At 74.6% G+C, this 21,776-nt stretch carries 18 protein-coding genes; 9 read left to right on the top strand and 9 right to left on the bottom strand.

The window, feature by feature from the left end; genetic code table 11:
• Positions 1–150: 150 nt before the first annotated feature.
• Positions 151–2,001, top strand: a complete 1,851-nt coding sequence (locus OHB09_RS22405) for a beta-ketoacyl-[acyl-carrier-protein] synthase family protein (protein ID WP_234525221.1) — start codon at positions 151–153, stop codon at positions 1,999–2,001.
• Positions 2,002–2,043: 42 nt separating this feature from the next.
• Here OHB09_RS22405 and ku read toward each other — a convergent pair whose 3' ends face one another.
• Complete coding sequence (gene ku, locus OHB09_RS22400) at positions 2,044–3,069, bottom strand: non-homologous end joining protein Ku (protein WP_328918531.1); 1,026 nt, start codon at positions 3,067–3,069, stop codon at positions 2,044–2,046.
• 103 nt (positions 3,070–3,172) lie between these two features.
• On the opposite strand from ku, the gene ligD reads away from it, so the two are divergent.
• Entirely contained in the window at positions 3,173–4,054 is an 882-nt protein-coding gene (gene ligD / locus OHB09_RS22395; protein ID WP_040896305.1) for a non-homologous end-joining DNA ligase, read from the top strand.
• A 12-nt stretch (positions 4,055–4,066) separates the two neighbouring features.
• On the opposite strand, the gene OHB09_RS22390 is transcribed toward ligD, so the two are convergent.
• Positions 4,067–4,882, bottom strand: a complete 816-nt coding sequence (locus tag OHB09_RS22390) for a nuclease-related domain-containing protein (protein WP_328922431.1) — start codon at positions 4,880–4,882, stop codon at positions 4,067–4,069.
• Between the two features lie 113 nt (positions 4,883–4,995).
• Here OHB09_RS22390 and OHB09_RS22385 point away from each other — a divergent pair, with 113 nt between their 5' ends.
• The 6 genes from OHB09_RS22385 to OHB09_RS22360 all read left to right on the top strand — a co-directional run bounded on the left by OHB09_RS22385 (position 4,996) and on the right by OHB09_RS22360 (position 11,357).
• The gene (locus tag OHB09_RS22385; RefSeq protein WP_050811281.1) at positions 4,996–6,387 is read left to right on the top strand and encodes an FtsW/RodA/SpoVE family cell cycle protein; all 1,392 of its coding nucleotides are present in this window, start codon (positions 4,996–4,998) and stop codon (positions 6,385–6,387) included.
• Positions 6,384–7,877 carry a penicillin-binding transpeptidase domain-containing protein gene (locus OHB09_RS22380; RefSeq protein ID WP_328728486.1) on the top strand — a complete coding sequence of 498 codons (1,494 nt, stop codon included), beginning with the start codon at positions 6,384–6,386 and terminating at the stop codon, positions 7,875–7,877. Before OHB09_RS22385 ends, OHB09_RS22380 begins: the two co-directional genes overlap by 4 nt.
• A 203-nt stretch (positions 7,878–8,080) precedes the next feature.
• Positions 8,081–9,010, top strand: a complete 930-nt coding sequence (locus tag OHB09_RS22375) for an AurF N-oxygenase family protein (protein ID WP_191852258.1) — start codon at positions 8,081–8,083, stop codon at positions 9,008–9,010.
• Between the two features lie 71 nt (positions 9,011–9,081).
• Entirely contained in the window at positions 9,082–9,822 is a 741-nt protein-coding gene (locus OHB09_RS22370; RefSeq protein ID WP_328922430.1) for a TetR/AcrR family transcriptional regulator, read from the top strand.
• Positions 9,823–9,867: 45 nt separating this feature from the next.
• Complete coding sequence (locus OHB09_RS22365; RefSeq protein ID WP_328922429.1) at positions 9,868–10,215, top strand: hypothetical protein; 348 nt, start codon at positions 9,868–9,870, stop codon at positions 10,213–10,215.
• Positions 10,216–10,316: 101 nt separating this feature from the next.
• Positions 10,317–11,357, top strand: coding sequence for a C40 family peptidase (locus OHB09_RS22360; RefSeq protein ID WP_093591897.1), 1,041 nt, complete (start codon positions 10,317–10,319; stop codon positions 11,355–11,357).
• Between the two features lie 85 nt (positions 11,358–11,442).
• On the opposite strand, the gene OHB09_RS22355 is transcribed toward OHB09_RS22360, so the two are convergent.
• The gene (locus tag OHB09_RS22355) at positions 11,443–13,713 is read right to left on the bottom strand and encodes a M4 family metallopeptidase (protein ID WP_328922428.1); all 2,271 of its coding nucleotides are present in this window, start codon (positions 13,711–13,713) and stop codon (positions 11,443–11,445) included.
• Between the two features lie 374 nt (positions 13,714–14,087).
• Complete coding sequence (locus OHB09_RS22350; protein ID WP_234525197.1) at positions 14,088–14,825, bottom strand: SDR family NAD(P)-dependent oxidoreductase; 738 nt, start codon at positions 14,823–14,825, stop codon at positions 14,088–14,090.
• Between the two features lie 193 nt (positions 14,826–15,018).
• Here OHB09_RS22350 and OHB09_RS22345 point away from each other — a divergent pair, with 193 nt between their 5' ends.
• Positions 15,019–15,603, top strand: coding sequence for a helix-turn-helix domain-containing protein (locus tag OHB09_RS22345; RefSeq protein WP_006142364.1), 585 nt, complete (start codon positions 15,019–15,021; stop codon positions 15,601–15,603).
• 33 nt (positions 15,604–15,636) lie between these two features.
• Here the strand turns inward: OHB09_RS22345 and OHB09_RS22340 are convergent, their stop codons facing one another.
• From OHB09_RS22340 to OHB09_RS22320, 5 genes are all read right to left on the bottom strand, one after another.
• On the bottom strand, positions 15,637–16,890 hold the full coding sequence (locus OHB09_RS22340) for a styrene monooxygenase/indole monooxygenase family protein (RefSeq protein WP_328922427.1): 1,254 nt from the start codon (positions 16,888–16,890) through the stop codon (positions 15,637–15,639).
• A gap of 66 nt (positions 16,891–16,956) precedes the next feature.
• Positions 16,957–17,598 (bottom strand): GTP-binding protein, encoded by a 642-nt coding sequence (locus OHB09_RS22335; RefSeq protein ID WP_006142362.1) that lies wholly within the window; start codon positions 17,596–17,598, stop codon positions 16,957–16,959.
• Positions 17,579–18,100, bottom strand: coding sequence for a DUF742 domain-containing protein (locus OHB09_RS22330; RefSeq protein ID WP_328922426.1), 522 nt, complete (start codon positions 18,098–18,100; stop codon positions 17,579–17,581). Before OHB09_RS22330 ends, OHB09_RS22335 begins: the two co-directional genes overlap by 20 nt.
• Entirely contained in the window at positions 18,097–18,636 is a 540-nt protein-coding gene (locus tag OHB09_RS22325; RefSeq protein WP_093591909.1) for a roadblock/LC7 domain-containing protein, read from the bottom strand. Before OHB09_RS22325 ends, OHB09_RS22330 begins: the two co-directional genes overlap by 4 nt.
• Positions 18,633–21,731, bottom strand: coding sequence for a sensor histidine kinase (locus OHB09_RS22320; protein ID WP_328922425.1), 3,099 nt, complete (start codon positions 21,729–21,731; stop codon positions 18,633–18,635). The genes OHB09_RS22325 and OHB09_RS22320 overlap by 4 nt, the downstream gene beginning before the upstream one ends.
• Between the last annotated feature and the right edge of the window lie 45 nt (positions 21,732–21,776).

Genomic DNA, 21,776 nt, shown 5'->3' with positions numbered 1-21,776 from the left:
ACTTGGCCGGAAAGCACCGAAGTTGGGCGTGTGGCGGCCGCGTACCGAAGACCGGGCGGTCCTGACGGGCGGGCACACTGCGAAGGAGGGTACCCGGCAGGGCGGTTCCCCCTGCCGGCCACCACCCACGCCACAGGAAGCAGCCTCCCCATGCACGACGCACCACGCCGTTCGTTCCGCACCGCCGCCTCCGACAGCTCCCCCGCCTCCCCCGCAACCGAGAACGCTCCCGAGACCGGCTCCGTCCCCCACGTCCCCTACTTCCGGCCGCACACCGTGACCGGCGGCGAGGTCGTCCCCGGCGATCTGCTCGCCCTCTCCGAGCGGGACGTGGCCGAGGACCGCTGGTTCGTGGTGACGCACACCGTGCCGGAGTCGCCGGAGACGATCCGGGTCACCCTCCGCCCGCCGCTCGGCGGCACGGACCGCGAGGCACCGCTCTCCCGTTCCGGCGAGGTGACGGTCGCGTGCCGCCGCATGGACGCCGACCGCATCCCCGTCGTCACCTCCAGCGATCTGCGTGCCGTGGAGTTCCGGGACGGCGACCGCGTCACCACCCTGCGGGCCGTGGACCCCCGCGCCGAGGAGGAGACCTGGGTACGGCGCTGGGACCGCTGGTACCGGGACCTGGAGAACCGCTCCGAACAGCCGTTGTCCGACGAGGAGTTGCGAGGGCTGGCCGAGGACGCCGCGCACGCCGACCGCCTCGTGCGGCACCATCCGCGCCCCCGGCGCTCGGCGGGCACGGTGGTGCCGCGCCGGGTCGTGGTCACCGGGCTCGGGGCGATCACCCCGCTCGGCCTCGGCGTGCCCGCGCTGTGGCAGGGCCTGCTCGACGGGCGCTGCGGCATCGGCGAGCTGGAGGGCGAGGAGTTCGCGGGGCTGCCGGTGCGGACCGCCGGGACCGTGCCCCTCGACCCGGCGACGCTGCTGCCCCGCACCCGGGCCCGGCGCATGAACCGCGCCGCCCAGTTCGCGGTGCTCGCCGCGCGGGAGGCCTGGCGGGACGCCGGGTTCGACGAGGCCGGCACCGTGGAGAGCGGACTCGACCCGGAGCGGGTCGGGGTGTCCCTCGGGGCGATACTCGGCGACGCCTCCGTCCTCGTCGGCGGCGACCGGGCGCTGCGGGAGAAGGGGCCGCGCGCGGTGTCGCCGCTGACCACGCCGATGTGCGTGCCCTCGCAGGCCGCCTCCCAGGTGTCGCTCGACCTGCGGATCACCGGCGAGGCGCGCACGGTGACCAGCGCGTGCGCCTCCGGCACGGAGGCCATCGGGCAGGCCGTCGACCGGATCCGGTACGGGCACGTGGACGCGGTCCTCGCCGGGGGCGCGGAGGCGGTGGTGACGCCCGCGATCATGGCCTCCTTCGCCTCGATGCGGGCCCTGTCCACGCACGGCCTCCAGGAGGGGACCTCGCCGTCGCGGCCCTTCGCCAAGGACCGCGACGGGTTCGTCAACGGGGAGGGCGCGGGGGTGCTGCTCCTGGAGGCGGAGGAGCACGCGCGGGCCCGGGGCGCGCGGATCTACTGCGAGGCCGCCGGGTGGGGGCTCTCGGCGGACGCCCACCACATCGCCGCGCCCGACCCCACCGGCAGCGGGGTCGCGCTGGCGCTGCGGCGGGCGCTGCGGGACGCGGGGGCGCACGCGGTGGACGTCGTGCACGTCAACGCGCACGCGACGGGGACGGTGGAGGGGGACCTCGCCGAGGCCGGGGCGCTGCGGGCGGTGCTGGGCGGCTCGGTGCCGTTGACCGCGGTCAAGGGGAACGTGGGGCACCTCCAGGGGGCCGCGGGGGGAGTGGAGGCGGTGGTGACGGCGCTGACCCTGCGGGAGGGGCTGATCCCGCCGACCGTGGGGTGCGAGGTCGTGGACGCGGCGATCGAGGTGGACCTGGTGCGGGGCGCCCCGCGGGAGCTCGGGGGGCCGGGGGGTGTGGCGCTCAGCAACTCCTTCGGTTTCGGCGGGCACAACGCGGTGCTGGCGCTGCGGAGGTGGGGCTGAACGGCGGCGAGTCCCCCCGCCCGGTGACGCTCGCGCCGAGGCTCACGCCGAGCGCCTGCGCGGGGTGGACTTCTTCGCCGTCGTCTTCTTGGCGGCCTGCTTCTTGGCCGCGGTCTTCTTCGCGGCGCCGGCCGCGGCGGGCTTCTTCGCGCCGGCCGCCTTCTTCGCCGGGGTCTTCTTCTTCCGGAGGTCCCTGACCTCCGCGTGCTCGGCCTCCTCCGTCTCCCCGGCGTCCCCCGCGTCCCCGGCGTCACCGGCCTCCCCGGCGTCCCCGGCACCCCCCGAGCCGCCCGCCCGGGACTCCTGCGCCGCCCGGACGCTGCTCTCCAGGGCCGCCATCAGGTCGAGGACCTTGCCGCTGCGGGCGGGGGCCGCCGTCTCGCGGGGTTCCTCGCCGGAGGTCTTGGCCGCGATGAGTTCCTCGACGGCCTCGCGGTAGTCGTCGTGAAGGTCGTCGAGGTCCACCTCGCCCAGCGTGTCCATGAGGGCGTCGGCCAGGTCGAGTTCCTTGTCGCGGACGGTGACGTTCGCGTCCGGCGCCACGCCCTCGGGGGCACGGATCTCGTCCGGCCACAGCAGGCCGTGCATGGCGATGACGTCGTCCACCACGCGGAGCATGCCGAGCCGCTCGCGGCCCCGGAGGGCGTATTTCGCGATGGCCACGCGGTTGCTCCGCTTCAGCGCCTCCCGCAGCAGGGTGTACGGCTTGGCGGCGGGGACGCCGTTCGCGCCGAGGTAGTAGGCGGCGCCGAGCTGGAGCGGGTCGATCCGGTCGGCCGGGACGAAGGCGACGATCTCGATGGTGCGGGTGGTGGGGATCGGGAGCTGGGCCAGGTCCTCGTCGGTGATCGGGACGATGGTGCCGTCCGCGTCCTCGTACCCCTTGCCGATCTCGGAGGAGGTGACCTCGCGGTCCTCCAGCTCGCAGACCTTGCGGTAGCGGATGCGGCCGCCGTCCTCCGTGTGGATCTGCCGGAAGGAGACCGAGTGGCTCTCGGTGGCGTTCACCAGCTTGATCGGGATGCTGACCAGGCCGAAGGATATGGCGCCGTTCCAGATGGATCTCACGTACGGCCTCCTTCCGGGACGAGGGCTCAGGACGACTGCCCGGGACTGCCGCCCGGGACGACCGAGCCGGGGATATGTACCGGTTTCATGGGATTGTCATCTTATGACGCCGATGACAGAGGTGGAGGGGCGGCGGCTCGCGCTCAGCAATCTGGAGAAGGTGCTGTACCCGGCGACCGGCTTCACCAAGGGCGAGCTGCTGCACTACTACGCCACCGCCGCCGAGGTCCTGCTCCCCCATCTGCGCGACCGCCCGCTGTCCTTCCTGCGGTATCCGGACGGGCCGGACGGCCAGCGCTTCTTCGTCAAGAACGTGCCACCGGGCACCCCCGAGTGGGTCGTCACGGCCGAGGTGCCCCGCTCCGAGGGTCCGGCACGGCAGGTCCTCGTGCAGGACCTGCCCTCACTGATGTGGGCGGCGAACCAGGTGGCCGAGTTCCACACCCCGCAGTGGCGGGCCGGGGCGCCGGGCGAGGCGGACCGGCTGGTCCTCGATCTGGACCCGGGGGCGCCCGCGACGGTCGTGGAGTGCTGCGAGGTGGCGCTCTGGCTGCGCGAGCGGCTCGCCGCGGACGGTCTCGCGGCGTACGCGAAGACCTCGGGATCCAAGGGGCTGCACCTGCTGGCGGCGCTCGCCCCCGTACCGTCCGAACGGGCGACGGAGTACGCCAAACGGCTCGCGGTGGAGGCGGAGAAGGCGATGCCGGAACTGGTCGTGCACCGCATGACGCGCGCGCTGCGGCCGGGGAAGGTCTTCGTGGACTGGAGCCAGAACGCGGCGAAGAAGACCACGGCCGCCCCGTACACGCTGCGGGCGCGCCAGGAGCCGATGGTCTCGGCGCCGGTGACGTGGGAGGAGGTCGCCGGCTGCCGGGAGCCGGAGGCGCTCGCCCTCCGGGCCGGGGACCTGGTGCCGCGGCTGCGGGAGCACGGCGATCTGATGGCGCCGCTGCTCGGCGCGGAGCGGGCGGGGGTGCTGCCCTGAGCCGGGAGGGCGTCAGAGCCGGGTCCAGGTGTGGCGGTCGCGGGCCAGGGCGTACAGGGACTCGGCGTCCGCCGGTTTGAGGACCCCGCCGAGGCGGGTGAGGGCGCCGGTCAGCTCCGTGTCGCACAGGACGCGCAGACCGTCGCGGGGCGCTGCGGTGACGTCCAGACGCGAGGGGGCGACGAGCACGAGCAGCGGGGTGACCTCGGCCGTCAGGGCGTAGGAGGCGCGGCGGGCCTCGGCGCGCAGCCGGCGCAGCAGCGGCTCGGCCTCGTGGCGGCCGGTGGTGACCTGCGGGTCGGCGACCAGGACGCGCCGCTTGCGGGCGTACAGGGCGTGCACGCACAGAAGGCCGCCGGGGCCGACGGCCAGGTGGTGGATGCGGTCGCCGCCGGGCAGCGGGAGGGAGTGCAGGACGTGCCAGCCGGCGCCGTCGAGGGCGTCCAGGAGACCGCCGACCGTCCGCTCGGCGGTCAGGGCCCGGCGGCGGGGGTCGGGGCGCAGGCGGGCGGCGGTACGACGGTCGGGCGCGCGGTCCAGCGCGACGAGGAGGGCCTCGCCGGGGCGGTTGGGGGCGAGGTCGTCATCGGGGTGGAGGGCGAGGCGGGCGAGGTCGGCGGGGGTGGGCGCGGGGGGCGGTCCGACGGTGACGGGGCCGGCGAGGAAGGGGGTGAGCGAGTGGAGGACGGCGTCCCGCGAGGCGCTGTCCAGCAGGCTCACGTGCCCGCTGTCGCGGTCGTACCAGGCGAGGGTGGTGCCGTCGGAACGGTGGACGTAGAGGCGGTCCCGGGTGCGGTGGCGGGACGGTGTGACGCGGAGCGGGTCCATGCGGTGCTCACCCCCTCCTTCCATGGAACAGGCGGTGCGCGGCGGGGGCAAGACGTCCGCCCTCCCGGGGCCGCTTGCACCTTGTGCACCTTTGATCCCGGTATGTTGCGACCATGAGGCAGACCGGGAGGCGTGGGGTCGAGGTCTCGCTCGTGGGGCTCGCCGTGCTGCTGTCCGTGTACGGGTACTGCGCGGTCGGGCTCGCCCGGCACGGGGCCCTGCCGCCGGGGGCCGCCGGGTACGGGGCGGGCCTCGCGGTGCCGGCGCTGCTCGCACACCTGGCGGTGCGGTTCCGGGCGCCGGGCGCCGATCCGGTGCTGCTGCCCATCGCCGTGCTGCTGAACGGGCTCGGGCTCGTCCTCATCTACCGGCTCGACCTGGAGACCCCGGGCGAGGCCGCCGCGCCCGCCCAGCTCAACTGGTCCGCCCTCGGCGTCGCCCTCTTCCTCGTGGTGGTCGTGGCGCTGGACGACCACCGGGTGCTGCGCCGGTACGGGTACGTGTGCGTCCTCGGGGCGCTCGCCCTGCTCACCGCGCCGATCCTCTTCCCGGCGGTGAACGGCGCCCGGATCTGGGTGCGCCTCGCCGGGTTCTCCCTCCAGCCCGGCGAGTTCGCCAAGGTGCTGCTGGCCGTGTTCTTCGCCGGGTACCTCGCCGCCAACGGGCACGCGCTGGCCCACTCCGGGCGCCGGCTGTGGCTGCTGCGGGTGCCCACCGGGCGGGTGCTCGGGCCGGTCGTGGCGATCTGGCTGCTCAGCGTGGGCGTGCTCGTCCTGGAACGGGACCTCGGCACCTCGCTGCTGTTCTTCGGGCTGTTCGTGGTGCTGCTGTACGTGGCCACCGGGCGCACCGGCTGGGTCGCGGCCGGGCTGCTGCTCGCGGTGGCCGGCGCGGTGGCCGTGGGCCGGCTGGAGCCGCACGTGCACGGGCGGGTCGAGGACTGGCTGCACCCCTTCGCCTCCATCGAGGCGGGGCAGGGCCCGGGCCAGCTCGCCCAGTCGCTGTTCGCCTTCGCCGCGGGCGGGGTGCTCGGCACCGGGCTCGGCGAGGGGCACTCGGTCCTCATCGGCTTCGCCGCCAAGTCGGACTTCATCCTGGCCACGGCCGGGGAGGAGCTGGGCCTCGCCGGGCTCCTCGCGGTGTTCGCGCTGTACGCGCTGCTGGTGGAGCGGGGCTACCGGGCGGGCCTCGCGCTGCGGGACCCCTTCGGCCGGCTGCTGGCGGTGGGCCTCGCCTCGATCCTCGCGCTGCAGGTGTTCGTGATCGCGGGAGGGGTGACGGGGCTGATCCCGCTGACCGGGATGGCGATGCCGTTCCTGGCGCAGGGCGGCTCCTCGCTGGTCACCAACTGGGTCATCGTCGCGCTGCTCGTCCGGCTCAGCGACCGCGCCCGCCGGGACGCGGCCGAGCGCGAGGACGACCTCGCCCGCCCGCCCGGCGGCGAGGCGGCGGCGGCCGGGGCGGGCCCGGCCGCGTCCTCCTACGACGGAACGGCGGCACCATGACCCGGTACATCCGCCGCGCCGCGCTGCTGTGCGCGCTGCTGCTGGTGGCGCTGCTCGTCAACGTGGTGCGGGTGCAGCTCGTGCGGTCCGAGACGTACTCCGGCAACCCGGCCAACCGCCGCACGGACATCGCCCGTTGGGGTCAGCCGCGCGGGGACATCCTGGTCGGCGGCCGCCCGGTGACCGGCTCGCGCGACACCGGCGGGCTGTTCCGTTACGCGCGGACCTACACCGACGGGCCGCTGTACGCCCCGGTGACGGGCTTCGCCTCGCAGGTGTACGGCAGCACGCTCCTCGAACACGCCCGGGACGGGCTGCTGGCCGGCACCGATCCGGGCCTCGCCGCGCTCCCCCTGCTGTCCGGCCTCACCCGCGCCCGCGGCACCGGCGGCACGGTGGTCACGACGATCGACCCGGAGGCCCAGCGCGCGGCCCACGAGGGGCTGGCCGGGCGGCACGGGGCGGTGGCGGCCCTGGACCCGGTGACGGGGCGCATCCTGGCGCTCGTGTCGGCGCCCTCGTACGACCCGGGCGAGCTGTCGGGCACGGGCGCCGCCTCGGCGCGGGCCTGGCGGCGGCTGGACGGCGACCCGGACCGGCCGATGCTCAACCGGGCGGTCGGGCAGACCTATCCCCCGGGCTCCACGTTCAAGGTGGTCACGGCCGCCGCCGCGCTGGACGCGGGCGTGGCCGGGGACCTGGACGCGCCGACGGACTCCCCGGACCCGTACACCCTGCCGGGCACCCGGACCCGGCTGACCAACGAGGTGGAGGGCTGCACGGACGCCTCCCTGCGCTACGCCTTCACCTGGTCCTGCAACACGGTGTTCGCCCGGCTCGGGGTGGAGACGGGCTGGAAGGCGATGTCCCGCACGGCGGCCGCCTTCGGGTTCGACGCCCCGGGGCCGCGGGTGCCCTTCGCGGTGGCGCGGTCGACGTTCGCGGCATCGGGGGCGTCCGCGGCGAAGCGGGACCGCGCGCAGCTCGCGCTGTCCTCGATCGGGCAGTTCGACACCCGGGCGACCCCGCTGCAGATGGCGATGGTCGCCTCGGCGGTGGCGGGCGACGGCTCGGTCCCGGTGCCGTACCTGGTGGAGCGGACCACGACGGCGGCCGGCACCACCCTGTCCGCGGCCCGGCCGCGCACCCTGCACCGGGCGATGCGCCGGGAGACGGCCGAGCGGCTGCGGGAGCTGATGACGGGCGTGGTGGAGGAGGGCACCGGCGCCAACGCGGCGATCCCGGGGGCGGTGGTGGGCGGCAAGACGGGCACCGCGCAGCACGGTGTGGGCAACGCGGGGACGCCGTACGCGTGGTTCATCTCCTGGGCGCGGGCCGAGGACGCGCCGGCCCCGGCGGTGGCGGTCGCGGTGGTGGTGGAGGACGCGCGGGCCGGGCGGGGCGAGATCAGCGGGGGCGGGGACGCGGCGCCGATCGCCCGCGCGGTGATGGAGGCGGTGCTCGGCGACCGGGCGGCGCGCGAACGCTGAGCGGCACCTGGTCCGGCGCCCGGGGCCGTGTGCGGGTGCGAGGGAAGTGGCCGCAGGGGATTGACGTCCTTGCTGACAAGCAGTCTCATAAGAGTCGGGCCGCACGTAACCACCGGTAACCCCTCTCCGGGTACCCGCTGGGCGGCGAGGCGCACTCCAGACGCACGTACGCAGGTACGCACGTACGCAGAGGTGGGACAGGAATGACGACCGTGACGGAGGCCGAGGTGCTGCGGGACGCGCTCGGCCTGCTCAAGGACCGGGAGCAGGTGGCGAAGCGGCTGCTCGACTCCTCCGCCAAGCACTCCTTCGACCCCGACAAGGAGCTCGACTGGGAGGCCCCCTTCGAGGAGGGCAAGTGGTTCTGGCCGCCGGAGCTGGTGTCGCTGTACGACACCCCGCTGTGGAAGCGGATGAGCGAGGAGCAGCGCATCCTGCTCTCCCAGCACGAGGCGGCGGCCCTCGCCTCGCTCGGCATCTGGTTCGAGATCATCCTCATGCAGCTGCTGTGCCGCCACATCTACGACAAGGCGGCGACGAGCGCCCACGTGCGCTACGCGCTCACCGAGATAGAGGACGAGTGCCGGCACTCCAAGATGTTCGCCCGGCTCATCTCGCGCGGCGGCACGCCCTGGTACCCGGTGAGCCGCATCCACCAGAACCTGGGCCGGCTGTTCAAGACGGTCTCCACCACGCCCGGTTCCTTCACCGCGACCCTGCTCGGCGAGGAGGTCCTCGACTGGATGCAGCGGCTCACCTTCCCCGACGAGCGGGTCCAGCCGCTGATCCGGGGCGTCACGCGGATCCACGTGGTCGAGGAGGCGCGGCACGTGCGCTACGCCCGTGAGGAGCTGCGCCGGCAGATGATGACCGCGCCGCGCTGGTCGCAGGAGTTCACCCGGGTCACCTCCGGCGAGTTCGCCCGCGTCTTCTCCGTCGCCTTCGTCAACCCCGAGGTGTACACCAACGTCGGTCTGGACCGGCGGGAGGCGATGGCCCAGGTGAAGGCGAGCGGCCACCGCAAGGAGGTCATGCAGACGGGCTCCAAGCGGCTGACGGACTTCCTCGACGACATCGGCGTGCTGCGGGGCGTCGGCCGGCGGCTGTGGAGGTCCTCGGGACTGCTGGCGTAGGCACGGCCGCACGCGCGTGCGGCCGCGAGCGCCCGGGAGGTGCGGGGCCGCCCCGGGTTACGCTCGGCACCATGACCTCCGAGGCCGCACCGACGACCCGTGCGCCGCGCGCGTACCGCCGGCTCAGCGTCGAGGAGCGGCGCCGCCAGCTGCTGACGGCCGCGCTCTCGCTCTTCGCGCAGCGGGTGCCCGAGGACGTCTCCCTCGACGACGTGGCCGAGGCGGCCGGTGTCTCCCGGCCGCTGGTCTACCGCTACTTCCCCGGCGGCAAGCAGCAGCTCTACGAGGCCGCGCTGCGCTCGGCCGCCGAGGAGCTGGAGCAGTGCTTCGCCGAACCGGCCGTGGGCCCGCTCACCCAGCGCCTCGGCCGCGCCCTGGACCGCTACCTGGCCTTCGTCGACGGCCACGACGCCGGGTTCAGCGCGCTGCTCCAGGGCGGCAGCGTGGTGGAGACCTCGCGGACGACGGCGATCGTCGACGGGGTGCGCCGGGCCGCCGCCGAGCACATCCTCGACCACCTCGACGTCCCCGAGCCCAGCCCCCGGCTGCGGATGACGGTCCGGATGTGGATCACCTCGGTGGAGGCGGCCTCCCTGATCTGGCTGGACGAGGGCAAGCGGCCCTCGGCCGGGGAACTGCGCGACTGGCTCGTCGAGCAGTTCATGACCTGCCTGGTCACCGCGGCGGGGAGCGACGCCCCCTCGGCCGCGGTGGTGCGGCGGGCGCTGGCGATGGAGAGCGCCGAGGGCCCGGCCGGGGTGCTGGCCCGCCGGCTGCCGGCGGTCCTCGCCGACGCGGCCCACCTGCTGTGAGGCCCCGCGCCCCCGGTCGAGGCGCCACCGGGTGAGACTGGTGGGGTGAAGAGCGCAGACACCCCCTTCGTGGGCGGCCCGCTGGACGGGCGCGTCCTGCCCGTCCTGCTGGGCCTGACCGGGCACCCGCCGAAGACCTACCGGGTCCCGGTGCCCGATGCCGAGGGCGGTCCGGTCACCGTGCTCGTCTACCGCAGGGCCTCCTACGGGCGCGGGGGCCGGCTGGGGCTGAGCCAGGGGTGGCGGTACGAGTTCGACGAGGGCGGCGACAGCGGGGGGCACGGCCCCCGATGGCCCTGGTCCCGGCCCGCGTCCACCGCGCCCCGTACCCCACCGGAGGACTCCGGGCCGGACGCCGCGCCGGGGAGCGGCGGGGACCGCACCGAAGGGTGACCCGGCTGCTCCGATGCGACCACCCGGGAGGCGCCCGGGTCGCGATCATCTGATCCTGCCGGTGCGCGGGCGGAGGGGCCGCCCGCCCCGGAGGTGATGACGTGTCAGGACGCCTGCTCCGTCTGGTCTGCACGGTGGCGGTGACCGCCTCGGTGGTCCTGGCACCGGGACGCGCGGCGGCCGAGCCCGCGCCCGGGGAGCGGCCGCTGCCCGAGCTCCTGACCGACCTCTCGGAGCTGTACCGCGGCGCCGAGCGGGCCACCGAGACGTACAACGCCACGGCCGAGAGACTCACCCGGCAGCGCGCCGAGTCGCGGAGACTCGACGAGCGGCTGGCGAAGGCCCGCCGCTCGCTCGACGACGGACGCGGGGCGGCGGGCCGGCTCGCCCGGCAGCAGTACCAGGGCGTCTCCGGCATCTCCCCCTACGTACGGCTGCTGCTCGCCCGCGATCCCCAGCGGATGCTCGACGAGGGCCACGTCGTCGGCCGGCTGGCCCGCGAGCGGGCCGAGGCGGTGACCCGGCTGTCCGGCGGGGAACGCCGCGCCGACGCCCTCGCGCACGCCGCCCGGCGCGCGCTGGACCGGCAGCGGTCCCTCACCGAGCAGCGGAAGAAGGACCGCGACACGGTCCGCTCCCGGCTCGGCGAGGTCGAGCGGATGCTGGCCTCGCTGAGCCCCGCGCGGCTCGCCGAGCTGACCCGGCTGGAGCAGGAGCGGACCGCCGCCGCCCAGGAGGAGCTGCTGGCCTCGGGCGCCGTGCGGGACGACGAGCGGCCGCCGTCCCCGGCGGCCGGCCGCGCGCTGCGCTACGCCCTCGAACAGATCGGCAAGCCCTACGCATGGGGGGCGGCCGGACCGGCCTCCTACGACTGCTCGGGGCTGACCTCGAAGGCGTGGCGGGCGGCCGGCCGGACGATCCCCCGCACCAGCCAGGAGCAGTGGGACCGCCTCCCGCACGTCCCGCTGGACGAGCTGCGCCCCGGCGACCTGGTGCTCTACCACCCCGACGCCACGCACGTGGCGCTCTACACGGGCCACGGCATGGTGGTGCAGGCCCCGCGGCCGGGCGCGGCGGTGACCATGACGCCCCTGGCCACCGCCCCGGTCCTCGGCGCCGTCCGCCCCGGCGCCGCCCTGTGAGGGCGCTCCACCGGCGCACCGCCGCCCGGTCCCCGCGAAGGGGGGCCGGGCGGCGGCGTTCAGGCGGTGTGCGGAAGGCCGGGGCTCAGGGGGTGAGCTGCCAGCGGGCGAGGTAGCCGACGTCGGCGGCCGCCCGGTCCCGCACGCGGAGCTTCCACGTGCCCTCCAGCGGCTGCGCCGAGGCGTCGACCGTGAAGGTCTGGTCGACGTTGTCGGCGGAGCCGCCGCTGCGGTTGAGCAGCGAGTAGACGGTGCCGTCGGGACCGACCAGGTCGACGGTGAGGTCACCGCGGTAGGTGTGGACGATGTTGACGTAGACGGTGGTGGTGGCGGAGGCGTTGCCCTCGCGTCCCGTGATGGTCACCGCCGATTCCACGGCGGGCCCGTTGTCCGGGATGTCGACCCGGGTGCTGCTGCCGTAGACGTAGGCGATGCGCCAGTCGAAGGTCTGGGAGGCGGACGCCCCGGTGCTGTCGGTCACCGTGACGGTGACCTCGCTGGTGCCCAGGGTGGTCGGCGTGCCGGTGATCCGGCCCTCGGGGGTGAGCGTGAGCCCGTCGGGCAGGCCGGTGGCCTCGTAGCTCAGGGTCGCGCCGTTGTTGGTGGTGAAGGCGTCGAGCCGCAGGTCGACGGCCTGGCCGATGCCGCTGATCTGGTCGCCGGTCGGGGCCAGGTTGACGCCCAGGGCGACCCGGTCGCCGACGTTGATCCCGGCCCAGGCGTCGGTGACGGCCAGGTAGGTCGGGCTGTAGGCGCCGAAGAGGTCGGCGGCTGCCGACAGGGTCGCGGTGCGGGCCCCGGCGTAATCGGTCGTCGAGGTCATGTACGTGGTGAGCGCGCGGTACCAGATCGCCTGGGCGTTCTCGATGCCGACGCCGGTGACGGGCAGGCCGTCGGAGGTCGGGCTGTCGTAGTCCACGCCGTTGACGGTCCGGGCGCCGCTGCCCTCGGAGAGCAGGTAGAAGAAGTGGTTCGCGGGGCCCGAGGAGTAGTGGACGTCGACGTTGCCCAGGGTGGAGCTCCAGTAGTCGCGCGAGGCGCCGTCCCGGGAGGGCTTGTCCATGTAGCGCAGCGGGGTGCCGTCGCCGTTGATGTCGATCTTCTCGCCGACGAAGTAGTCGCCGGGGTCGGCCGGGAGGTTCTCGTGGAACTCCACGGCGGCGGCGAAGATGTCGGAGGTGGCCTCGTTCAGGCCGCCGGACTCGCCCGAGTAGATCAGGCCCGCGGTCGAGGCGGTGACGCCGTGGCTCATCTCGTGGGCGGCCACGTCGAGGGCGGTCAGCGGGTGGTTGTCGCCCTCGCCGTCGCCGTACGTCATGCAGAAGCAGGAGTCCTGCCAGAAGGCGTTGACGTAGTTGTTGCCGTAGTGGGCGCGGCTGTAGGCGGCGACGCCGTCGTTGCGGATGCCGTTGCGGTCGAAGACCTCTTTGTAGAAGTCCCAGGTGGCCGCGGCCCCGTAGGCCACGTCGACGCCGGCGGTCTGGCGGTCGGACGGGGTGCCGTCGCCCCAGACATCGTTGTCATCGGTGAAGAGGGTGCCCGTTCCCGAGGTGCGCTGGTTCAGGTCGTAGGTCTTGTGCCCGGCGCGGTCGGGGTCGGTGAGCTGGTAGCCCGATCCCGAGGGAGTGGTGCCGAGCGGGACCTCGCCGACGAACTGGCCGGTGCCGGTGCCGGTGTGCACCTTCTCGGCCGCGAGCAGCCGCTTGCCGGTGGTGGCGTCCACGACGACCTGCAGTTCGCTCGGGGTGCCGTCCTCCTGGACGCCCCGGACCTCGCTCTCCCAGGCCAGTACGGACCTGCCGCTGCCGCCCGCCCAGACCACCAGGCGGGGCTCGGACTCGGCCTCCGGGCCCTTGACCTCGCGGCCGCGCGAGACGGCCTCGGCTTTGTCGGCGGCGCCGGACGCGCTGAGCTTCGGGCTGAGCGAGGGCACGGTCAGACGTGCCGCGTGCGCCTTGGTGACGGTCGTGCGGTTGCCCTTGTCGTGCACGACGAGGTCGCCGCCGAGCACGGGCAGGCCCGCGTAGGTGCGGTCGTAGCGGGTGTGGACGGTGCCGTCGGCGTCCTTGACGACGTCCTTGACGAGGAGTTTCTCCTCGGCGCCGAGGCCGAGGCGCTTCGCCGTTCCGGCCGCCCCGGAACGAGCTTCCTTGATCAGGGCGGCGTGCTTGGCGGGCGAGAGGAAGGTGGGGGCGGCGCCGGCCCGGGGCACGGCGTGGTGCTTGGCGGGGGTGGCGTCCGCCGGGGCGGCGGTCGCGATCCGGGGAGTGGTCACGACGAGCAGGGATCCGAGGGCCACGAGGGCGAGGGCGGTGGCGCGTCTGCGCCGCACGGGGGTGTGGTGTCGCTGGGGCAACGAGCTCTCCTTCGAAACATCGGCCCATGGTGGGGCCGCGATCGGAACGGACCGGCAGGGATGGGCCGGCCCGGCAGCACGGCGTGCGGGAAGGAGGTGAGGGGTAGTCGCTGCGGCGGCGCCGCATGGTGGGTCCGTGAAGGAACGGTGAATCCGCGCAGCAGAGTGACACCCCGTCGGCCGCGATGTCATGGGCCCGTCAAGTTAACGGCCGAATCTGCCCGCCCAGGTCCGGCAAACCGGACCGGACGGCACCGGTTTTCGGCCGCGCGGGCGGCGGGAGAGTCCGCCCGCCCGCTTCCGGGGCCACCCCGCCGCCCTCGGTCGCTCTCACCAACTACGCGTGTATACAAGCGAGTTGACGGACAGGGCCGTTATCCGAGGGCGGGTAGACCGCCCATGGCGTCGAGGGTGGCGCCGTTGACGTAACTCGCGTCGGCGGAGGCCATGAAGGCGATGGCCCCCGCGATCTCCTCGGGGTCGGCGAGGCGCTGGAGGGCGACGGCCCGCCCCGCGGACTCGAAGGCCTCGCCGTGGACGGCGGTGCCTTCGGTGCGGGTGGGTCCGGAGGCGACGGCGTTGACGCGCACACCGGCCGGGCCGTACTCGGCGGCCCAGACGCGGGTGAGGGATTCCAGGGCGGCCTTGGTGGCCCCGTAGACACCGCTGCCGAGGCCGGGCGTCCGGGCGGCACCGCTGCTGACGTTGACCACGGCGCCGTGTCCGCGCGCGGCCATGCCGGGGGCGAGTGCCTGCACGAGCAGGTAGGGGGCGCGCAGGTTGACGGCGATGTGGGCGTCGAAGGCGGCCGGGGTGGTGTGGGCGGTGCGGGCGAAGTGGAAGATGCCCGCGTTGTTGATCAGGATGTCGACCCGGCCGGCGCGCTCGGCCAGCGCGTTCACCTGCGCCGGGTCGGACAGGTCGGCGGGCTCGAAGCGGGCCTTCGCCCCGAGGTCCGCGAGGCGCCGGAGGGCGTCGGCGGCGCGCCGTTCGTCACGGCCGTGGACGATGAGGTCGGCGCCGCGGGCGGCCAGGGCCAGGGCGGTGGCCCGGCCGATGCCGGCGGTGGCGCCGGTGACGAGGGCGGTCTGCCCGGCGAGGTCGTGAGGCATGGTCGTACTCGTTCCTGTGCGGTGTCGGGTGCCGCCGGACCCGGTGAAAGGGGGCGCCCGCCCTCGCGCACGGGGCACGGTACGGGCGGCGGCCCTCCGGATGGTGGCCGGGGAGGCCCGGGGCGGTCGTCTCCACGGTCGGGCGCCCCGTGCGGATGCGCAAAGATCCTTGCCGCGGTGGCAAGGTGGAACGATGGACGAAGAGACACAGTCGACGATGGCGGCGGTCGGCCCCCGTCTCAGGGGCCTGCGCACCCGGCGCGGCCTCTCGCTGACGGCCCTGGCCGAGGCCACCGGGATCTCCCTCAGCACGCTCTCGCGCCTGGAATCGGGCGGGCGCCGCCCGACCCTCGAACTGCTGCTGCCGCTTGCCCGGGAGCTGCGCGTGGACATCGGGCAGCTCATCGGGGCGCCGCAGACGGGCGACCCCCGCGTGCACCTGCGGCCGGTCACCCGGCACGGCATGACCATGCTCCCGCTCACCCGGCGCGCGGGCAGCCTGCAAGCCTACAAACTGATCATCTCGCCGCGGATGCGCTCCTCGGAACCCGAGCAGGCCAGCCACGAGGGCTACGAGTGGATCTACGTCCTCGACGGCCGTCTGCGCCTGGTCCTCGGGGACCAGGACCTGACCCTGGGCCCCGGTGAGGCCGCCGAGTTCGACACCCGCACCCCGCACTGGTTCGGCAACGCCGACGAGCACCCCGTCGAGATCCTCAGCCTCCTGGGGCACCAGGGCGAACGCGCGCACCTCCGCGCCCGCACCGCACCGCGGTGACCACGCCCCGGTGAACGGGCCGCGGCCGGGACCTCACTCCCCGGACACCGAGGCCAGGTAGGCGGCCGTGCGCTCGGGCTCGTAGAAGAAGTCCTCGAAGTCCGCCGGGTCGTCGAACCCGTTGGCGAAGCGGTTCGCGACCGGCGGCAGTTCCTGCGCCGCCCCGATCAGGTTCAGCACGTGCTCCGGCGGCGGGGCGAGCATGGCGTTCGTCCACTTGGTGACGTGGGAGGCCGTCTCCCAGTACCGCGCGAAGGTGCGGCGCATCCACGCCTCGTCGAACTCCGCCTCGCCGTGCTCCAGGATCGAGGCGAGGTAGGCGGCCGCGCACTTGGACGCCGAGTTCGAGCCCTGCCCGGTGATCGGGTCGTTGGCGACGACCACGTCGGCGACCCCCAGCACCCGGCCCCCGGACGGCAGCACCCCGACCGGGTTCCGCACGGTGGGCGCGTACCGTCCCGCCAGCGTGCCGCCCGCGTCCGTCAGCTCGACCTTCGTCGCCCGCGCGTACTCCCACGGGGTGTACCGCTCCATCAGCTCCAGCGTCAGCGACAGGTGCTCGGCCGGGTCCTTGACACCCTGGAAGACGTCCAGCGGCCCGCCGGGCACCCCTTCCCAGAAGAGGATGTCGGCGCGGCCGGACACCGTGTACGTCGGCATCACGAACAGCTCGCCCACGCCGGGCACGAGGTTGCAGCGGACGGCGTCGTAGTCGGGGTGCTCCGGGCGCGGGCCGAGCCCGTGCACATAGGCGACGGCGAGGGCGCGCTGCGGCTCGCGGTACGGGGAGCGGGCGGCGTCACGGCCGAACATCGACACCAGTTCGCCCTTGCCGGCCGAGACGAGGACGAGCTCGTAGGTGCGGGAGAAGTAGTCGAGGTCGCCGACGGCCGCCCCGTGGATGACGAGCTGGCCGCCGCGCTGCACGAAGGTCTCCATCCAGCCGGCCATCTTCACCCGCTGGTCGACGGACTGGGCGTACCCGTCGAGCCGGCCGACCCAGTCGACGGCGCGCCGGGCGGGCCCGTTCTCGAAGGAGCCGGGGGCGGCGACCGAGACGCCGAGCCCCTCGATGCGCGGGGCCTTCGCCTCCCAGAAGTCGAGTTCGAGGTCCCGTTCGTGCTGGAGCGCGGTGTGGAACATGCACTGCGTCGACATGACCCGCCCGGAACGTATCTCGTCCGCCGTCCGGTTGGACATGAGGGTGACCTCGTATCCGTGCGACTGGAGACCGAGGGCGAGCTGGAGTCCGGACTGCCCGGCTCCGACGACGAGTATCTTCCGCATACGGCTGCTGTCTCCTACGGCTACGGCTCGGGGTGGGGGATCGCGGCGCGCGGGCCGGGGCGCCGGCTACTCGGGCGACATCTCCAGGGCGTGCCGCACGAGGCCCAGCAGGGTCTCGATCGCCGAGATCCGCTTCCGCGCGTCCATGATCATTACAGGGATGTGCGCCGGGATCGTCAATGCCTCGCGCACGTCCTCCGGTTCGTACCGCTCGCTGCCGTCGAAGTGGTTGACCGCCACGATGTACGGCAGACCGCAGCTCTCGAAGTAGTCGAGCGCGGGGAAGCAGTCCGCGAGCCGCCGGGTGTCGGCGAGCACGACCGCGCCGATCGCGCCGCGCACCAGGTCGTCCCACATGAACCAGAACCGCTGCTGGCCGGGGGTGCCGAAGACGTAGAGGACCAGGTCGTCGTCGAGCGTGAGACGGCCGTAGTCCATGGCCACGGTGGTGGTGAGCTTCTCCGGGGTGTCCGAGAGGTCGTCGGTCCCCGCGCTCGCCTCGGTCATCAGCGCCTCGGTCTGCAGCGGCGTGATCTCCGAGACGGCGGTGACGAGGGTGGTCTTGCCGACGCCGAAGCCGCCCGCGACGACGATCTTCGTGGCGACGGGAGCGCGGCTGCGGTCCGTCTGCCAGGCCTGGAGCGACTCCTCGTCCTCGAGGAGCGGGGCGACGCCCGGGGAGGCGGCGTCAGAGACGGCGGAGTCCACTCAGTACCCTTTCCAGCAGCGCGCGGTCCGGCTGTCCGGGGCCGTGACCGGTTCCGTACACACGGATCTTTCCCTGGTCCGCGAGGTCGCTCAGCAGCACCCGGACCACCCCGAGCGGCATCCTGAGCAGGGCCGCGACCTCGGCCACCGTCCGCATGCGGCGGCACAGTTCGACGATGGCCCGCATCTCGGGCATCACTCGGGTGGCCAGTGAACCATTCGTCAGTTCGCGGCGTTCCTCGGGGGGTTCCAGAGCGGCCACGAAGGTCTCGACGAGCAGGACGTGACCGAAGCGGGTCCGTCCGCCGGTGAGCGAGTAGGGGCGCACGCGGGCGGGCGCGCGGTCGGCGCCGCGCACGGGAAGTCTGCGGGGGCCGTCCTCGGTCCGCCGCCGTCGGCCCCGCCCGGGCCGCCCTGCGGCGGACCCGCCGCCGGCAGGCTCCTCGGGGGCGGGTTCTCCGGTGCCCGGCTTCCCGGTGGCGGGTTTCCCGGTCGCGTTCATCGCGCGGCCCCCGGCCGCCCGGCCGGATCGCCCGGACCGGCCGGTTCGGGCTGCTCGGTCTCCAGGGACTGGCGCAGCTCGCTGCGGAGTTCGGGGGTCAGGACGTGTCCGGCCCGGCCCACGAAGAGCGCCATGTGGTAGGCGACCACGCTCATGTCGCAGTCCGCGGAGCCGTGCACACCGAGCAGGGAGCCGTCGCTGATCGACATGACGAAGAGGCTGCCCTCCTCCATCGCGATCATGGTGTGCTTGACCTCGCCGTACCCGACCAGCTTCGCGGCGCCGATCGTGAGGCTGCCGATGCCGGAGACGACGGTCGCGAGGTCGGCGGAGGAACCGCGGGGGCCGGCGGGGGTGTCACCGCCGGCGGTGCGGGCGGCGGCGAGGGCTCCGGGGTCGGAGGAGAGCAGCAGCAGACCGTCGGAGGAGACCACCGCCACCGAGAGGATGCCGGGCACCTCCTCGACCAGGTTGGTCAACAGCCACTGCAGATTGCGGGCTTCGCTGCTCAGTCCGAAGGTGGTGGACGCGGTCAACTGGTTGCCTCCTCGACAGTGCCCCCCGATGTGTCCACGGCCGCCGGGTCCTGAAGCGGGCCGTGTTCTTCCGTGGCAGGTGCGGCGCCGTGCCCGGTCCGTGCGGCCGGGACGGCCCCCTCGGGCCGGTCGGTTCCCCGGGACCGGTCGGTTCCCCGGGACCGGTCGGTTCCCTCGGGCAGGTCGGTCCTCCCGGGTCGGCCGGTGCCCTCGGGCCGGTCCGTTTCGCCGGGCCGGTCGGCGAGTTCCGCCTCCGCGGCCCGGGCCCCCTTCCGCGCCCCCTGGTGGAAGCCGCCGAGCCGCCGCCGCAGCGCCTCGGCGTCCACCCCGCCGGCCCTGGCCCGGGGGGCCTCGACGGGTGCGGAGATGCGGGGCGTGCGCTTGGGCAGCCCCTTGGCCGTGAGCCGGGGCGCGCGACCCGGCGCGGGTGCCGGGGTCCCGGTCCCGGTCCCGGTCTCGGTGTCGGTGTCGGTCTCGTCGACGCTGCGCTCGTGGCTGTCGGGGCCTATGGAGTAGCGCTCACCGGCGGGGGCGGTCTCCGGGGCCGCGGGCGCGGGGGCCAGCAGTTCCATGGTCGTCTCGGAGGTGACGACCTCCTCCTCGCGGCTGTCCCGCCCGGCGCCGCCCTCGGGGCTCGCGGCCGCGCCGTGCTGCACGGGCGCCTCGTCCCCGGCGGCGTCGCCGTGGGGTGCGGGCGCCTCGTCCCGGGCGGCCTCCTCCGCGGGCGCCGGGGACGACCCGTCGACCGGGGTCTCGGAGGCGTCCGGAGCCCCCGGTGCGTCCGAGGGCTCGGGGGCGTCCGCGGCCGGGTCCGCGGTCCGCGCCTCGTGGGCGCGGACCGTCGCCTCCGCCGCGGCGATCAGCGGGTCCTCCTCGCCGGGCGGCGCGGGGCGCGCGCGGGTCGGGAGCACGTTGGAGTTGGCCTCCGCGCCGGCGCCCGGCAGACGCAGCGACTCCGTGCCGGGCGCGGCCGGGGTGCCGGGGGCCGCCACCGCCGTGGCCTCGGCGCCGGCCAGCAGCGCCTTGGGCAGCACGGTGACCGCCGTGCTGCCGCCCTGCTTCTGCGCGCGCAACCGCACCCGCGCCCCGTGCCGGTGGGCGAGGCGGGCGACGACGTACAGGCCGAGCCCGAGCCCCTCGCCGTCCTCGCTCCCGTAGGGCCGCTCGGGGTCGAAGCCGGTGAGCCGGGCGTTGAGGCGGGTCAGCCGGTCGGGGGTGATGCCTATGCCCTCGTCCTGGACGGAGAGCATGACCTCGCCGTTCTCCAGCAGCCAGCCGGAGATCTCCACGGAGGCGTCCGGCGGCGAGAACGAGGTGGCGTTCTCCAGCAGTTCGGCGAGCAGGTGCGAGAGGTCGTCCGCGGCGAAGCCGGTGACATGGGCGTGCGGCGGCAGGGCGGCGATGCGGACGCGGTCGTACCGCTCGATCTCGCTGACGGCGGCCCGCACCACGTCGACCAGCGGCACGGGCCCGGCGTGCTGCTGCCCGTGCTCCGCGCCGGCGAGGACGAGGAGGTTCTCGCTGTGCCGGCGCATGACGGTGGCGAGGTGGTCGAGCTTGAAGAGCGTGCCGAGGCGCTCGGGGTCCTGCTCGCGCTCCTCCAACCCCTCGATGACGCCGAGTTGGCGTTCCACGAGGGCGAGGGTGCGCAGCGCGAGGTTGACGAAGGTGCCGTGGACGGTGCCGCGGGCCTCCTCCAGCCGGCCGGTGGCCGCCTCGAGTTCCTCGCGCAGGCGCTGCCGCTCGTCGGCCACGCTCTGGCGCTTCTCGATGAGGTGCTTGCGGTCGGACTCCAGGGTGCCGACGCGTTCCTGGAGGGAGACGGCGTGCGCGTGCAGGGCGTTGACGGAACGGACGACCTGCGCGAACTCGTCGTTGCGGCCGGTGAACTTGACCGGCTCCTCCCCCGCCGGGTCGCCGGCCAGCCGCGCGGAGCCCTTGCGCAGGACGGCGAGCGGGCGGGTGAGGCTGCGGGCGAGCGCGGTGGCGATGGCGACGGCGAGCAGGACGAGCGCGCCGAGGACGGCGACGCGGATCTCCAGCGAGGTGACGTCCTCGTCGCGGAGGTGTTCGAGGTCCTTGCCGCGGCGCTCGTAGAGGGAGGACTCGGCGCCGCGCATCGCCTCGACGCGGGCGGACAGGGCCGTCTCCAGCTTGGTGGCGCTGGTGTTGAGCTCGCTGTCGGAGAAGGTGGGCTGGTCGGTGAGGCGGGTCAGGTACTTCTCCGCGCTCGCCACCTCGGGCCCGGTCACGGTCGTGTCGTAGGTGTTCTTCGCGGCGGAGCCGGCGGTGTCGCGGAAGTCGGCGACGGCCGCGTCGGAGCGGACGTCGGCCTGCTGGGCGGCGGCGGTGAGGGCGTCGCGCTGCTTGGCCTCGGCGGGGGTCCCGGTGCTGCTGGTGCTCGGCAGGCCGGTGACCGGGTCGATCACGGTGTGCGTGCCGTGCGGGACGGCGAGCGCGGCGAGCAGCAGCCCGCGGGCGGCGGCGGCCTGCTGGACGGCGGTGTCGAGCGAGGCCAGGGCGTGGTCGCCGCCCCCGGCCCGGGGCGGCAGCTTCTCGGCGAGATCCTCGGCCAGGGCGTGCAGTTCGCCGAGGACCTCGGTGTAGGCGCGGTGGGTCTCGAGGGCGGTGCTCTTCCCGGTGAGCGCGGCCCGGCGGGCGGCGGCGACGTCCTGGAGGGCGGTGCGCAGCGCCTCGGGCAGGTCGGGGTCGGCGCGCAGTTCCTCGACCTGCCGGTCGACGCGGGCGCTGCGCTGTTCGCCCGGCGCCTCGGACCGGGGGCGCCCGGCGGCGACGAAGGCGGTGACCTGGTCCCGCTCGTCGGCCAGCGCGTGGGCGAGGGAGAGCGCGTCACGGGTCTGCTCGCCCAGGGTGACGAGGCTCTGTGAGTCGTTGAGGTCGCCCGAGGCGGCGAGGACGCTCGGCGCGCCGGCACCGGCGACGGCGGCGGCCACCACGGCCACCGCGACGATCAGCCGGTTGCGGACGTGCGTGGGCCGTCCCCTTCCCACGGACTCGGAGGAGGCGCCGTCCTGTGCGGGAGGCGTCTGCTTGCCTGGGCGCCGAGGCCGCGTTTTCTGCACCGGTGCTCGCATTCCTGACTCGTCTACCAAGGGCCCGGGTGACGTCCCGTCACGGGA

Origin of the sequence: Streptomyces griseoaurantiacus, from assembly GCF_036189845.1 — a bacterium.
In the GTDB taxonomy this organism is placed as follows: domain Bacteria; phylum Actinomycetota; class Actinomycetes; order Streptomycetales; family Streptomycetaceae; genus Streptomyces; species Streptomyces griseoaurantiacus.
The sequence above is the reverse complement of the archived record's forward strand: the minus strand, read 5'-3'. Positions and strand labels throughout refer to the sequence as shown.